Annotated in this window: 10 protein-coding genes, 1 tRNA gene and 1 other RNA gene; 8 read left to right on the top strand and 4 right to left on the bottom strand. The window is 72.7% G+C overall.

The features are described 5' to 3' along the window. Position 1: 1 nt before the first annotated feature. The 3 genes from DEJ05_RS08685 to DEJ05_RS08675 all read left to right on the top strand — a co-directional run bounded on the left by DEJ05_RS08685 (position 2) and on the right by DEJ05_RS08675 (position 3299). On the top strand, positions 2–1147 hold the full coding sequence (locus tag DEJ05_RS08685) for a cystathionine gamma-synthase (protein WP_056070707.1): 1146 nt from the start codon (positions 2–4) through the stop codon (positions 1145–1147). A gap of 105 nt (positions 1148–1252) precedes the next feature. Next, positions 1253–2695 carry an MFS transporter gene (locus tag DEJ05_RS08680; RefSeq protein WP_111110240.1) on the top strand — a complete coding sequence of 481 codons (1443 nt, stop codon included), beginning with the start codon at positions 1253–1255 and terminating at the stop codon, positions 2693–2695. 1 nt (position 2696) lies between these two features. Continuing rightward, on the top strand, positions 2697–3299 hold the full coding sequence (locus DEJ05_RS08675; protein ID WP_110863381.1) for a substrate-binding domain-containing protein: 603 nt from the start codon (positions 2697–2699) through the stop codon (positions 3297–3299). A gap of 11 nt (positions 3300–3310) precedes the next feature. Here DEJ05_RS08675 and DEJ05_RS08670 read toward each other — a convergent pair whose 3' ends face one another. Then, positions 3311–3892 carry a TetR/AcrR family transcriptional regulator gene (locus tag DEJ05_RS08670; RefSeq protein ID WP_138803833.1) on the bottom strand — a complete coding sequence of 194 codons (582 nt, stop codon included), beginning with the start codon at positions 3890–3892 and terminating at the stop codon, positions 3311–3313. 229 nt (positions 3893–4121) lie between these two features. Here DEJ05_RS08670 and DEJ05_RS08665 point away from each other — a divergent pair, with 229 nt between their 5' ends. Both DEJ05_RS08665 and DEJ05_RS08660 read left to right on the top strand, forming a co-directional pair. Further along, positions 4122–5378: a multidrug effflux MFS transporter gene (locus tag DEJ05_RS08665; RefSeq protein WP_051596893.1), complete on the top strand. Its 1257-nt coding sequence runs from the start codon at positions 4122–4124 to the stop codon at positions 5376–5378. A gap of 41 nt (positions 5379–5419) precedes the next feature. Beyond that, on the top strand, positions 5420–7414 hold the full coding sequence (locus DEJ05_RS08660) for a helicase HerA-like domain-containing protein (RefSeq protein ID WP_111029408.1): 1995 nt from the start codon (positions 5420–5422) through the stop codon (positions 7412–7414). Between the two features lie 16 nt (positions 7415–7430). Here DEJ05_RS08660 and DEJ05_RS08655 read toward each other — a convergent pair whose 3' ends face one another. Beyond that, positions 7431–8072, bottom strand: coding sequence for a hypothetical protein (locus tag DEJ05_RS08655; RefSeq protein WP_111029409.1), 642 nt, complete (start codon positions 8070–8072; stop codon positions 7431–7433). Between the two features lie 300 nt (positions 8073–8372). Then, positions 8373–8457: transfer RNA gene (locus DEJ05_RS08650), tRNA-Ser, on the bottom strand. Between the two features lie 121 nt (positions 8458–8578). On the opposite strand from DEJ05_RS08650, the gene pta reads away from it, so the two are divergent. Continuing rightward, the gene (pta, locus tag DEJ05_RS08645; RefSeq protein WP_071405020.1) at positions 8579–10687 is read left to right on the top strand and encodes a phosphate acetyltransferase; all 2109 of its coding nucleotides are present in this window, start codon (positions 8579–8581) and stop codon (positions 10685–10687) included. Positions 10688–10736: 49 nt separating this feature from the next. Next, entirely contained in the window at positions 10737–11933 is a 1197-nt protein-coding gene (locus DEJ05_RS08640; protein ID WP_027466390.1) for an acetate/propionate family kinase, read from the top strand. Between the two features lie 640 nt (positions 11934–12573). Here the strand turns inward: DEJ05_RS08640 and DEJ05_RS08635 are convergent. Further along, complete coding sequence (locus DEJ05_RS08635) at positions 12574–13248, bottom strand: SDR family oxidoreductase (protein WP_111110239.1); 675 nt, start codon at positions 13246–13248, stop codon at positions 12574–12576. A 37-nt stretch (positions 13249–13285) separates the two neighbouring features. Here DEJ05_RS08635 and ffs point away from each other — a divergent pair. Next, an RNA gene (ffs, locus tag DEJ05_RS08630) (signal recognition particle sRNA small type) lies at positions 13286–13382 on the top strand. Positions 13383–13402: the final 20 nt, after the last annotated feature.

The following is a 13402-nucleotide window of genomic DNA, read 5'->3' as shown; positions in this document are numbered from 1 at the left end:
CATGACCGAGTTCAGCACCCGGGCCGTCCACGCCGGCCAGGAGCCCGACGAGACCACCGGCGCCGTCATCCCGCCGATCCACCTGACGTCGACGTACGTGCAGGACGGCGTCGGCGGCATGCGCAACGGCTACGAGTACTCGCGCGCCGGCAACCCGACGCGTGACTCGCTGCAGGTGCTCCTGGCCGACCTCGACGGCGGCGTCGCGGCGTCGTCGTTCGCGTCCGGGCTCGCCGCCGAGGACGCCCTGCTCCGTGCCGCGCTGGTCCCCGGTGGCCGCGTCGTGATGGGCAACGACGTGTACGGCGGCACCCACCGCCTGGTGAGCCGGCTGCACGTGCCGTGGGGCGTCGAGCTCGTCGTCGTCGACATGAGCGACCTCGACCAGGTCCGTGCAGCCCTGCAGGGCGCACCGGCCACCACCGTGCTGTGGGTCGAGACGCCGACGAACCCGCTCATGAAGATCGCCGACATCGCCGCGCTCGCGACCCTCGGGCACGAGTCGGGCGCACTGGTGGTCGTCGACAACACGTTCGCGTCGCCGTACCTGCAGCAGCCGCTGTCGCTCGGCGCCGACGTCGTCGTGTACTCGACCACGAAGTACCTCGGCGGACACTCCGACGTCGTCGGCGGAGCCGTCGTGCTGGCGGACGAGGAGCTCGCGGCGAAGGTGCAGTTCCTGCAGTTCGGCGCGGGTGCGATCTCGTCGCCGTTCGACGCCTACCTGACCACCCGCGGCATCAAGACGCTCGCCGTGCGCATGGAGCGGCACTCGCGGAACGCGCAGGCCGTCGCCGAGGCGCTCGTCGTCGCGCCCGGTGTCGAGCGCGTCTACTACCCGGGCCTGCCCGACCACCCGGGGCACGACGTCGCCGCACGCCAGATGCGCGGCTTCGGCGGGATGCTCTCGGTCGCGCTTTCCGGCGGCGCCGAGGCGGCGAAGCGGTTCGCGGAGTCGACGGAGCTGTTCGCCCTGGCCGAGTCGCTCGGAGGAGTGGAGTCGCTCATCGGGTACCCGAGCGAGATGACCCACGCGTCGGTGAAGGGCACCGAGCTGGCCGTGCCGGAGAACGTGGTCCGCCTGTCGGTGGGCATCGAGGACGCCGGCGACCTGGTGGCGGACCTGGAGCAGGCGCTGGCGCGCTGAAGCGGGCCCTGCTGCCGCGGGACTCGGGGCGCGGGACGGGGGTCGCGGGACGCGGGACGCGGGACGCGCCACCGTGTCGTCGGCGCCCGCCCCTACGATGATCGGGTGAGCACAACGGCGTCGCGGACCAGCCTGCTGAGCGGGCCGTACGCCCTCGCGACGATCGGCATGGTCGCGATCGTCGGCGTCGCGGCGTTCCAGAACCTGGCGATGACGACGATCATGCCGGTGATCAGCCGCGACCTCGACGGCGAGACCCTGTACGCGCTCGCCTTCGCCGCGCCACTCGCCGCCGGGGTGCCCGGCATGGTCCTCGCCGGCAACTGGGCCGACCGTGCGGGCGGACGGATCGTGGCCTGGGTGTCGGCGGTGTTCTTCGCCGTGGGGACCGCCGTGGTGATGCTCGCGCCGACCATGGAGGTGTTCCTGGCGGGGCGGCTCATCGAGGGGTTCGGCGCCGGGGCGATCGACGTGGTGCTGTACGTGCTGGTCGCCCGGATCTTCCCCGCCGAGCTGCACGGACCGGTGTTCGCCGGGTTCGCCGCGGCCTGGGTCGTCCCCGCGCTGATCGGTCCCGCGCTGGCGGGCATCGTCACCGACACCTGGAACTGGCACTGGGTGTTCGCCGGGGCCCTGGTGATCGCGCTGGCCGCGTTCGTCCTGCTCGTGCCGACCCTCGGCCGGTTGCACGCCCCGGCCGCGTCGCTCCGCCCGCCGTGGCAGCGGGTCCGGATCGGGTGGTCGGTCGCGGCGGCCGTGTCGATCCTGCTGCTCAACGTGGCGCCGGACCTGACCCCGTGGGGCATGGTCGCCGCGGTCGTCGTCGGGCTGGTCGGCACCTGGTTCGCCCTGCGACCGCTGCTGCCGACCGGCACGTTCCGGGCCGCGGCCGGGCTGCCGTCGGTCGTGCTGCTGCGCGGGCTCGTCGCCGCGTCGTTCTTCGGGAGCGAGGCGTACGTGCCGTTCCTGCTGCAGGCCGAACACGGGTTGTCGCCGTCGGCCGCCGGGCTCGCCCTGACGGTGGCGGCACTCAGCTGGGCCGCGTCGAGCTGGGCACACGGCCGTCTGGGGGAGCGGCGGCTCACCACCCGGCGCACCTTCGGGGTCGGGCTGACGCTGGTGCTCGTCAGCCTGGTGACCGCGCTCGCGGTCGCGACGTTCGACCTGTCGTGGTGGGTGCTGGTCGCCGGCTGGTTCGTCGGCGGTGCGGGCATGGGCGCGATCTACCCGCGCGCCTCGATGCTGACGCTGCGGTTCTCCGGCGAGGGCGACGACGGGTTCGCGAGCTCGGCCCTGACGATCGCTGATGCCGCGGGCAGCGTGATCGGCCTGGCGGTGACCGGCCTGCTCTTCACCGCGACCGGTGGCGCCGACGGGACGGTGTCGTTCCCCCTGGTGTTCGCGGCGATGATCGGTTTCGCCGCGCTGGCGATCGCGGCCGTCCGACGGCTCGGCCCCGTGCCTGCGCCGGTGACGACAGCCCCGGCAAGCCCGGGCGGAACAGTCCCGTCGCGGACTCCGTCGTCGCACGGCCCGGCCGCCGGGTAGCGTGGCAGACCGGACCGAAGAGGAGACCACCGTGCTGCGCATCGTCGCCGTGACCGTCGCCCTGGCGGCGGCCCTGACCCTGGCCGGGTGCCAGGGCACGACGTCGGCTGCCCCCACACCCGTGCAGAGCACCGACCTGACGAGCTCCGACGGCGGTTTCGACCAGCAGGCCGTGATCGGCGTCGTCCTGGTGCACGACGACGCGGCCCTCGCCGACCGGCTCCGCACCGACCTGACCGATGCCGGGTTCCGGCCGGACGTCCGGGTCGCTCCGGCATCGGGTGCAGCGGCGTCCCAGCGCACCGCGGTCGCCCAGCTCGTGCGGAAGGGGGCCAAGGCCCTGCTCGTGCACGCCGCCCGACCGTCCGCGCTGACCGGCGTGATCCAGACCGCCCACGACGCCGGGGTCGTCGTGGTGTCCCTCGGTGATCCGCTGCCCGCGACCGGCACCGGTGGCGACGGGGTGTCCGCCGACTACCGCGTGCCGTCGGGGGGCGACGACGCCGACACGGCGGCGACGGCGGTCGACGTCGTGCAGTCCCTGCAGCGCGGCGAGAAGCCGGAGACCGACCCGACGGACGGCGACACGACCGACGCCGAGTAGGAACGGTCCGCTCAGCTCCACCACGCGGGGAACGACAGCGTGATCGTCTCGACCAGCGCCTTCCGCGACCGGCGGGGCCCGGCGAGCCAGGCCTCGATCGCCCCGACGAAGCCCTGCGCCACGAACCCCGCGGCGACGTCGTCGAGCAGGTCGGGCCGATGGGCGGGGTCGAGCTCGCGGATGTGCAGGGCGCTCGACACCGTGAAGTGCTCGACGAGCAGCCGGTGCAGCGAGGCGTCGTTCGGGTCCGGCAGCGCCTTGCCGTAGATGTCGCGGTGCGTGGTCACGTGCTCGACGACGGCGTTGATGCCGCGCCGGGTGATGGCCGCGAGCTCGTCGGCTCCGGCGCCCCGGTCGGCGGCGGCTCGGCGCTCGTCGGCGTCGTCCTGCCGGATGCGGTCGAGTTCCGGCGTCAGGACGTCGGCGAGCAGCGACCCGGGGGAGACGGCGTGCGAGTAGAACGTGGCCCGGTTGATGCCGGCGGCACGCGTGACGTCGGCGACGGTGATCTCCGAGACCGGTCGGTCCGCGGCGAGCCGCAGGATCGCCTCGCGCAGCGCTGCAGTGGTGTGCAGGATCCGGGCATCCACCATGACGCCCACCCCCTTCTGATCCGCTTCACCCGGAAGGCCCCCGAGCAACCCGACGCTACCGCATGGTCCGCGCCGGGCCGAGGGGCAGCACCAGCCGCTTCACGCGGGCGGCCCGCACCGGCGGCGCCGAGCACGCACCGGCGACCGTAGGATGGTTCCGCGGACGAATCGATTCGATCGACCCGCGATCACCCCCCCCGCCCCCTCATCGTCGAAGGACTCCTGTCTCGTGACCGCGCCCGCCACCACCGGTTCGCTCCGGGTCGTCCTGCACCCGGGAGACTCGCTCTCCCGCGGGCAGCGGCTCGTCTACGTCTTCGTCCTGGGCGCCCTCACGGCGCTCGGGCCGTTCACGATCGACCTGTACCTGCCGGCGTTCCCGGCGATCAAGGACCAGTTCAGCGTCACCGACGGCGCGGTCCAGCTGACGCTCACCGCGACGACGCTCGGCTTCGCCATCGGGCAGCTCCTGGTCGGCCCGTGGAGCGACAAGGTGGGCCGTCGACTGCCGCTGATCATCGCGACGACGGTGCACATCGCCGCGTCGATCGGCGCCGCGACCGCGCCGGACATCGAGCTGCTCGCGGTGTTCCGCGTGCTGCAGGGCATGGGCGCCGCAGCCGGCGGTGTCGTCGCGATGGCGACGGTGCGTGACCTGTTCGGCGGCAAGCCGCTGGTGCGCATGTTGTCCCGCCTGGCGATGGTGAACGGCCTCGCGCCGATCCTCGCGCCGCTCATCGGTTCGCAGATGCTGCAGTTCACCAGCTGGCGCGGCATCTTCGTCTTCCTCGCCTGCTACGGCCTGGCGGTGGTCATCGCGTCGATCCTGCTCATCGTCGAGACCCTGCCCCCGGCCCGTCGGCACGAGGCCGGACACTCCACCATCGGCCAGCGCTACAAGGCGCTGTTCTCCGACCGGATCTTCGTCGGCGTCGCGCTCATCGGCGCCATGGTGTTCAGCGGACTGTTCTCGTACCTCAGCGCGTCACCGTTCCTGTTCCAGCAGGTCTACGGGCTCGACGCGCAGCAGTACGGGCTGCTCTTCGCCGTCAACTCGGTCGGGGTCGTCCTCGGCGTGCAGATCTCGTCGCGGCTCGCCCAGCGGGTCGGTCCGCAGTGGATCCTGGCGTGCTCGACCGCGACCCTGCTGCTGGCGTCGCTCGCGATCATCGTCCTCGACCAGCTCGGGGCCGGTCTGGTCGGCGTGCTCGTCCCGCTGTGGTTCTTCATCGCCGCGTGCGGGTTCTCGTTCCCGCTCGTGCAGGTCATCGGTCTCGCCGCCCACGGGAAAGAGGCGGGGACCGCCGCCTCGGTGCTCGGCGCCCTGAACTTCGGCGTCGCCGGGCTCATCTCGCCGGTGGTCGGTTGGCTCGGCATCACGACGGCCACCCCGATGGCGATGGTGATGGCGTCGACCGCCGCCGTCGCGATCCTGATGCTCTGGTTCGTGGTCCGCCCGCGGACGGTCCCCGCGCTCACGCACTGACGACCCGGACCGCCGCGCGCTCCGGTCCCTAGGCTGTGCCCATGAGCGACGCGACGGAGCGGGCACGGGCGGCTGCCGAGGCAGCGAGACAGGCCGCCGACGAGGCACGTCGGCTCGCCGACGAAGCGGCGCGGCGAGCCGAGGAGCTCGCCGCCGCACTGGCGGCGGAGGAGCAGGCGGTCCTCACCGCGGACGCGGAACCCGCGGTCGTCGGGTCCCCGCCACCCACCGGCCTGGAGGCGCGGCTCACGCCCGACGCGGAGCCCGCCCCTGCAGCCGCACCGGCTCCCACCACCCCTGCCGCGGCGGTCGACGCGACCGTCCCGGATCCGGTGGCGACGGCGGCGACCGGCACCGTGCCTCCCGTCCGTGCCGAAGCCGGCCCGCTCGGACCGGACGCGGTCGCAGCGATCCGTGACGGCTACGCCGTCGGCGGCGGCGCGATCGAACTCGGTGCCCTCGTCAACGGCGCAGCGGTGCCCGACGTGCAGGTCCGGATCCCGCTCGCGATGCTGAACCGGCACGGGCTGGTGGCGGGGGCGACCGGCACCGGCAAGACCCGCACGCTGCAGGTGCTCGCCGAGCAGATCGCGGCGAACGGGGTGCCGGTGTTCGCCGCCGACGTGAAGGGCGACCTGTCGGGTCTGGCCGTCGCGGGGCAGGCGAACGACAAGCTGCTCGACCGCACCGCGGGCATCGGCCAGCAGTGGCAGGGTGTCGCGAGCCAGGCCGAGCTGTTCTCACTGGGCGGGCAGGGCACCGGCGTGCCGATCCGTGCCACCGTCTCCGGGTTCGGGCCGCTGCTGCTGTCGAAGGTGCTCGGCCTGAACGACACGCAGGAGTCCTCGCTCGGTCTGGTGTTCCACTACGCCACGCAGCAGGGCCTGGCGCTGGTGGACCTCGACGACCTGCGGAGCGTGCTGACGTTCCTGGTGAGCGAGCAGGGCAAGGGTGAACTCGCCGAGCTCGGGGGCCTGTCGAAGCAGACCGCCGGGGTGATCCTGCGGGAGCTCGTCACCTTCGCCGACCAGGGTGCCGACCAGTTCTTCGGCGAGCCCGAGATCGACACGCAGGTGTTCCTGCGGACGGCGGCGGACGGGCGGGGGATCGTCAGCCTGCTCGAGGTGCCCGGTGTGCAGGACCGGCCGGAGGTCTTCTCGACGTTCCTGATGTGGTTGCTGGCGGACCTGTTCAACGAGCTGCCGGAGGTCGGCGACCAGGACGAGCCGAAGCTGGTGTTCTTCCTGGACGAGGCGCACCTGCTGTTCAGCGGGGCGTCGAAAGACTTCACCGAGCAGATCGTGCGGACCGTGCGGCTCATCCGGTCGAAGGGCGTCGGGGTCTTCTTCGTGACGCAGACCCCGAAGGACGTGCCGAACGACGTGCTGGCGCAGCTCGGGTCACGCATCCAGCACCAGCTCCGCGCCCACACCCCGGACGACGCGAAGGCGCTCCGGGCGACGGTGTCGACCTACCCGACGAGCGACTACGACCTGGGCGAGGTGCTCACGTCGCTCGCGACCGGCGAGGCGATCGTCACGGTGATGAACGAGCGGGGCGCGCCGACCCCCGTCGCGTGGACCCGGCTGCGCGCACCCCAGGGGTCGATGGACCCGATGCCGGCCGACGAGATGGCCGCACGGGTGCAGGCCTCACCGCTCCTGGCGACCTACGGCACCCGCGTCGATCCGGACTCGGCCCGCGAGGTGCTCGCGCGCCGGATGGAGGCGGCGGCCGCTGCGGCCGACGCGGCCGCGGCAGCCGACGCGGCGGCGGCTGCCGCGGCGGACGCGTCGGCGGAGGCCCAGCAGGAGTACGAGCGGCAGCAGCGGGAGTTCGAGCGGGCCGAGCGAGCGTCGGAGGCGCGGCGGTCCGGTCGGTCCGGCGGCTCCGGTCGGTCGGGCGGGACACGGCGGTCCGGGACGCGGCGAACCGCGGGGGACCCGCTGTCGGACCTGCTCGGCTCCGGGCTGGGCGGGACCATCGCGAAGGAAGTGGTGCGCGGGATCTTCTCGACGCTGCGGCGGCGGCGCTGACGGGTCCGCCGGTGGGTCAGCGGGCGTTGAGGCCGGCGAACTCGACGGCGAGCAGCCCGCCGACGACCAGCACGACGAGGCCGCCGACGAGCAGGAACGCCGACCGCTGCTCGTACCAGGCGAGGCTCGTCGGGTAGCGCTTCGCGAAGGTGCGGGCGGAAACCGGCCGCGACTCTTCGACGACCTGCACGCCGAGCGCGTCGACGACCCGGTCGAGCCCGTCGTCCCCCCACACGTCGGCACGGAGCCGGAAGAGGTGGGTGCCGGTCCGGTCGAAGGCGACGAGTTCCCGGACGGTCCGGTCCACCGACGAACCGAAGGTCGTGGCGAGCACCAGGCTGTGCACGCGCTCGCGGGGGATCCGCCGGTGCGCCGTGAGGACCCCGCGGATCGTCAGGCCGTCGTCGTCGATCCCGATGAACGCGGTGTGCAGTCGCACGAACACGATGCCGACGGCCGCGGCCATCGCGACGACGATCCCGGCGAACACGGCCCACGTGCGGAACGGGAACGAGACCCAGACCAGGGCGACGGCGAGCGGCACTGCCGAGAAGGCGATGCTCAGCGCGGTGGAACGGACGAGGGACCGGCGCGGACGGAGGACCGTGTCGAAGACGGCGGGCCGCACGGGCACTGCGGGCACGGTGGTGTCCCCCATGGCGCGTCTCCTCGTCCCCTCGGGTGTTCCGGGCACGCTGATCAGCACGCCCTCCGAGCGACGCCCCTGCCGCTCGATGCACCGCGGTCGGCTCGTCCCGGAGCCGTTCGCTCGGCCAGCATAGGCGACCGGCGGGTACCGGGGACAGCCCGTTCCACCCCTGGTCGGCGTTTCCCGGCCAACCGAGGGGGAACAGGGCACGCGCTCGTCCGCAGGGTGGGGGACCGGACGGTCGTGGAACGACGAAGGACCCGCACCGATCGGTGCGGGTCCTTCGTGGTGGTTCGGCCTTGCTCGCTGCGGAGAATGGGGGATTCGAACCCCCGAGGGCTTGCACCCAACACGCTTTCCAAGCGTGCGCCATAGGCCACTAGGCGAATTCTCCTGACACCGTCTCGCGACGGCGACACCCAATGGTACAGGTTCTGCGCGGTGCTCACGACCGCGTGTCGTCGGTGCCGGTGCTCCCAGATGTCGTGACATGTCCGGCGACTACCCTGGGCCTCGTGTCGACCCGCATCTACATCACGTCAGCAGAAGGGCACACGGGCAAGAGCACCGTCGCCCTCGGTGTCCTCGAGACCCTCGCCCGGTCCGTCGGCCGCGTCGGCGTGTTCCGGCCCGTCGCCAGATCGGTCGTCGAACCCGACTACGTGCTCGAGCTGCTGCTGCAGCACACGGCCGTCGGCATCTCGTACGACGACGCGGTCGGGGTCACCTACGACGACGTGCACGCCGACCCCGAGGCGGCGCTCGGCACCATCGTCACCCGGTTCGCCCAGGTCGAGCGGCAGTGCGACGCCGTCGTGGTGCTCGGGTCCGACTACACCGACGTGGGCAGCCCCACCGAGCTGTCCTTCAACGCGAAGGTCGCCGCGAACCTCGGCGCTCCGGTGCTCCTCGTGCTGGGTGGCCGCGACGCCGCCGAACGTGCGGCCCGCACCCCCGAGGGCATGGCGCAGGTGGCGGACGTCACGACCAGCGAGCTGCGGGCGGCACACGCGCAGCTGTTCGGCGTCGTGGTGAACCGTGCCGACCCGGACGCCCTCGCCGCCATCGTGACGAGCGTCGAGCAGGCCGTGCACGACGACCACCCGGACGTGCCGGTGTGGGCGATCCCCGAGGACCGCGTGCTCGTCGCCCCGACCGTCCGCGCCCTGCTGCAGGCCACCGGCGCCACCCTGGTCCGCGGTGACGACGCCCTGCTCGACCGCGAGGCCCTCGGTACCGTCGTCGCGGGCATGAGCATGGAGAACGTCCTGCCCCGGCTGATCGAGGGCGGCATCGTCGTCGTCCCCGGTGACCGGAGCGACGTCCTCATCGCCACGCTGCTCGCCAACCAGTCCGAGACGTTCCCGAGCCTGGCCGGCGTCATCCTAAACGGCGGGTTCGAGATCGCCCCGCAGGTGTCGCGGCTGCTCGAGGGCCTGTCGAGCTCGCTGCCGATCGCGCAGAACGACCTCGGCACGTACGACACCGCCCTCCGGATCACCCAGACCCGTGGCCGCCTGGCCGCCGACTCGCCCCGGAAGGCCGACCTCGCGCTCGCCCTGTTCGAGCAGCACGTCGACGCCGAGGCCCTGCGCGACCGCCTGCAGCTCGCCCCGTCCGGGGTCGTCACCCCGCTCATGTTCGAGCACGGCCTGCTCGACCGGGCGCGCAGCTACGGCAAGCGCATCGTCCTGCCCGAGGGCGAGGACGACCGCATCCTCCGTGCCGCCTCCACCCTGCTGCAGCGTCAGGTCTGCGAGCTCACGATCCTCGGCGACCCCGCCGCGATCCGCACGCGGGCGACCGAGCTCGGCCTCGACCTCGAGGCCGCGCAGCTCGTCTCGCCGTTCGACCCCGAGCTGCGTGAGCGCTTCGCCGAGGAGTACACCCGGCTCCGCGCCCACAAGGGGATGTCGATCGAGCTCGCCCGCGACACCGTCACCGACGTCTCGTACTTCGGCACGATGATGGTGCAGCTCGGGCTCGCCGACGGCATGGTCTCCGGCGCGAAGCACACCACAGCCCACACCATCCGGCCGTCGTTCGAGATCATCAAGACCCGTCCGGACACCTCGATCGTGTCGAGCGTGTTCCTGATGGCGCTCGCCGACCGCGTGCTCGTCTACGGCGACTGCGCGGTGATCCCGGACCCGACGAGCGAGCAGCTCGCCGACATCGCGATCTCGTCCGCCGAGACCGCGACCCAGTTCGGCATCGACCCCCGCGTCGCGATGCTCAGCTACTCCACCGGCGACAGCGGCTCCGGCGCCGACGTCGACAAGGTGCGCGCCGGCACCGCGTTCGTGCGGGAACGCCGACCCGACCTGCTCGTCGAGGGCCCGATCCAGTACGACGCCGCAGCCGACCCCACGGTCGCGTCGACGAAGATGCCGGACTCCCCGGTCGCCGGCCGCGCAACGGTGTTCATCTTCCCGGACCTCAACACCGGCAACAACACGTACAAGGCCGTGCAGCGTTCGGCCGGCGCCGTGGCGATCGGCCCGGTCCTGCAGGGCCTGCGCAAGCCGATCAACGACCTGTCGCGCGGCGCCCTGGTGGGCGACATCGTGAACACCGTCGCGATCACCGCGATCCAGGCCGGCACCGCGACCGACGCGGCCTGACCGCCCGACCCGCACCGCGCCTCCAGGCCCGACAGAAAGTGACCACCCCGTGACCGCAGCCCTCGTCGTCAACTCCGGCTCGAGTTCGTTCAAGTACCAGCTCATCGAGCTCGAGGACGAGCGCACGCTCGCTTCCGGGCTCGTCGAGCGCATCGGCGAGTCCGCCGGGGCCTGGAAGCACACCAACGCGCTGACGGGGGAGTCGTCGTCGAACGACGCCGCGTCGGTGCCCGACCACGCGGCCGGGTTCCAGGCGATGATCGACGCGTTCGCGAAGGTCGGGCCGTCGTTCGACGAGCACCCGCCCGCCGTCGTCGGCCACCGCGTCGTGCACGGCGGCACCACCTTCGACCGTGCGACGGTCGTCACGGATCAGGTCGAGCAGCAGATCGAGGACCTCAACAGCCTCGCGCCGCTGCACAACCCCGCGAACCTCGAGGGGATCCGCGCCGCGAAGCAGGTCTTCTCGGACGTCCCCCACGTCGCCGTGTTCGACACCGCGTTCCACCAGACCATGCCGCCGCACGCGTACACGTACGCGATCCCCGCCGACCTGGCCGCCGAGTACGGGATCCGCCGCTACGGCATGCACGGCACCAGCCACAAGTACGTCTCCGAGCAGGCCGCGGAGTTCCTCGACCGGCCGCTCGCCGAGCTCAAGACGATCGTGCTGCACCTGGGCAACGGCGCCTCGGTCGCGGCGATCGACGGCGGCAAGTCCATCGAGACCTCGATGGGCCTCACCCCGCTCGAGGGGCTCGTCATGGGCACCCGCTCCGGTGACCTCGACCCCGCGGTGCTCATCCACCTGCACCGCGAGGCCGGGATGACCTTCGACGAGCTCGACACCATGCTCAACAAGCGGTCCGGCCTGCTCGGCCTGACCGGCAACGGTGACATGCGCGACGTGCAGGACGCCGCCACCAAGGGCGACGAGCAGGCGGAGGCGGCGCTCGCCGTGTACCGCCACCGCATCCGTCGGTACGTGGGTGCCTACACGGCGCAGCTCGGCGGGCTCGACGCGGTCGTGTTCACCGCGGGGGTCGGCGAGAACAACGCGCTGCTGCGGCGGCGTGTGCTCGCGGGGCTCGAGCACCTGGGCATCGAGATCGATCCGGACCGCAACGAGCTGGCGTCGCGGGACGCCCGCCGCATCTCCACCGACGGCTCACGGGTCGCGGTGCTCGTGATCCCGACGAACGAGGAGCTCGAGATCGCCCGGCAGTCGGCTGCGGTCGCGCTCTGACGCGTGGCGCCGTGGCGCGTGGCGGCGGCACGGTGCGGTGTTCGTCGGGTGGTGCGGGGCTGACTGCTGGGTGCGCGCTTGCAGCGCGGCACGGGGCGCGGAAGCTCGCACGGGCTGAGTAGGTGCGCACGGTGCGGACGGGAGGCGCGGGGCGAGCTGGTTCCGGGCCTCCCGTCCGTCCGTAGGTCGCGTCCGGCGCATGGGGCGGTGTTCGTTGGCTGGTGCGGGGTTGCCTGCTGGGTGCGCGCTTGCAGCGCGGCACGAGGCGCGCAAGTCCGCACGGGGTGAGCAGGTTGGCACGGTGCGGACGGGAGGCGCGGGGCGGGCTGGCGCCGTGCCTCCCGTCCGTCGGTGGGTCGCGTCCGGCGCACGGTGCGGTGTTCGTGGGCTGGTGCGGGGTTGCCTGGTGGGTGCGCGCTTGCAGCGCGGCACGGGGCGTGGAAGTCCGCACGGGGTGAGCAGGTGCGCACGGTGCGGACGGGAGGCGCGGGGCTGCCTGCTGGGTGCGCGCTCGCAGCGCGGCACGGGGCGCGGAAGTCCGCACGGGGTGAGCAGGTGCGCACGGTGCGCGGCCCGGCACCTTCGGCGAGGAACTCGCACGGGGTGACGGAGCGCGCACGGTGCGGGCCGCACCGACCGGTCAGGTGAGCGCGTTCAGCGCCGCCGGGATCGGGGTGTCGCCGCTGGTGACCTCGAACTGCACGCCGACCGCGGCGTCGTCGAGCAGGGCGTGCAGGACGACGGTCGCGACGTCTGCCCGGGGGATCGAGCCGCGCGGGACCGTCCGGCCGACGTGCACGGTGCCCTGCGGCGGCGTGTCGAGCAGGCCGCCGGGACGCACGATCGTCCAGCGGAGGCGTCGGGCCCGCAGGTTCGCGTCCGCCTCGGCCTTCGCTCGCAGGTAGACCTGGAACACCGCGGCGTCGTCCTGCCCGGGCACGACGGCGAGCTCGGGGTCGTAGGTGTCGGCCGCCATCGCGGAGATCATCACGTAGCGCTCGATGCCGGCACGCTCGGCGGCGTCGGCGAGCAGGATCGCACCGTCACGGTCGACGGTGAGCTTCCGTTCGGCGCCGCTGTTCGGCCCGGCACCGGCGGCGAACACCACGGCATCGACACCGCGCAGGCGGAGCGCGAGGTCGTCGTCCCCGAGCTGCTCCAGGTCGGCGACGATCGCACGCGCCCCCTGTTGCTCGACGTCGGCCACGTGCGCGGGGTTGCGGACGATCGCGACGGCGTCGTGGCCGGCGTCGGTGATCTGGCGGGCGAGGAGCAGGGCGATCTGGCCGTGTCCTCCGGCGATGGCGATCTTCATGTGTTCGAGTCTGCCCGTTGCGTCCGGTAGACTTCTCGGCGGCTCCTCACGTGACGCCATCCAGGCCAACTCCCCCAGGGCGGAAACGCAGCAAGGGTAACCAGGCTCTGGCGGGTGCGTGAGGAGTCTTCTTCGTTCCCGCCTGGCCTGTGGA

This window comes from Curtobacterium sp. MCLR17_045 (assembly GCF_003234405.1).
In the GTDB taxonomy this organism is placed as follows: Bacteria; Actinomycetota; Actinomycetes; order Actinomycetales; family Microbacteriaceae; genus Curtobacterium; species Curtobacterium flaccumfaciens.
Note: the sequence above shows the minus strand (reverse complement) of the source record. Positions and strands in the feature narration are given on the sequence as shown.

What these genes read in the sequence shown, in the direction of transcription:
- DEJ05_RS08685 (WP_056070707.1), top strand. Translation starts at nt 2, where the DNA reads ATGACCGAGTTCAGCACCCGGGCCGTCCACGCCGGCCAGGAGCCCGAC.
- DEJ05_RS08670 (WP_138803833.1), bottom strand. Translation starts at nt 3,892, where the DNA reads ATGGTGGATGCCCGGATCCTGCACACCACTGCAGCGCTGCGCGAGGCG.
- DEJ05_RS08660 (WP_111029408.1), top strand. Translation starts at nt 5,420, where the DNA reads ATGAGCGACGCGACGGAGCGGGCACGGGCGGCTGCCGAGGCAGCGAGA.
- DEJ05_RS08655 (WP_111029409.1), bottom strand. Translation starts at nt 8,072, where the DNA reads ATGGGGGACACCACCGTGCCCGCAGTGCCCGTGCGGCCCGCCGTCTTC.
- DEJ05_RS08635 (WP_111110239.1), bottom strand. Translation starts at nt 13,248, where the DNA reads ATGAAGATCGCCATCGCCGGAGGACACGGCCAGATCGCCCTGCTCCTC.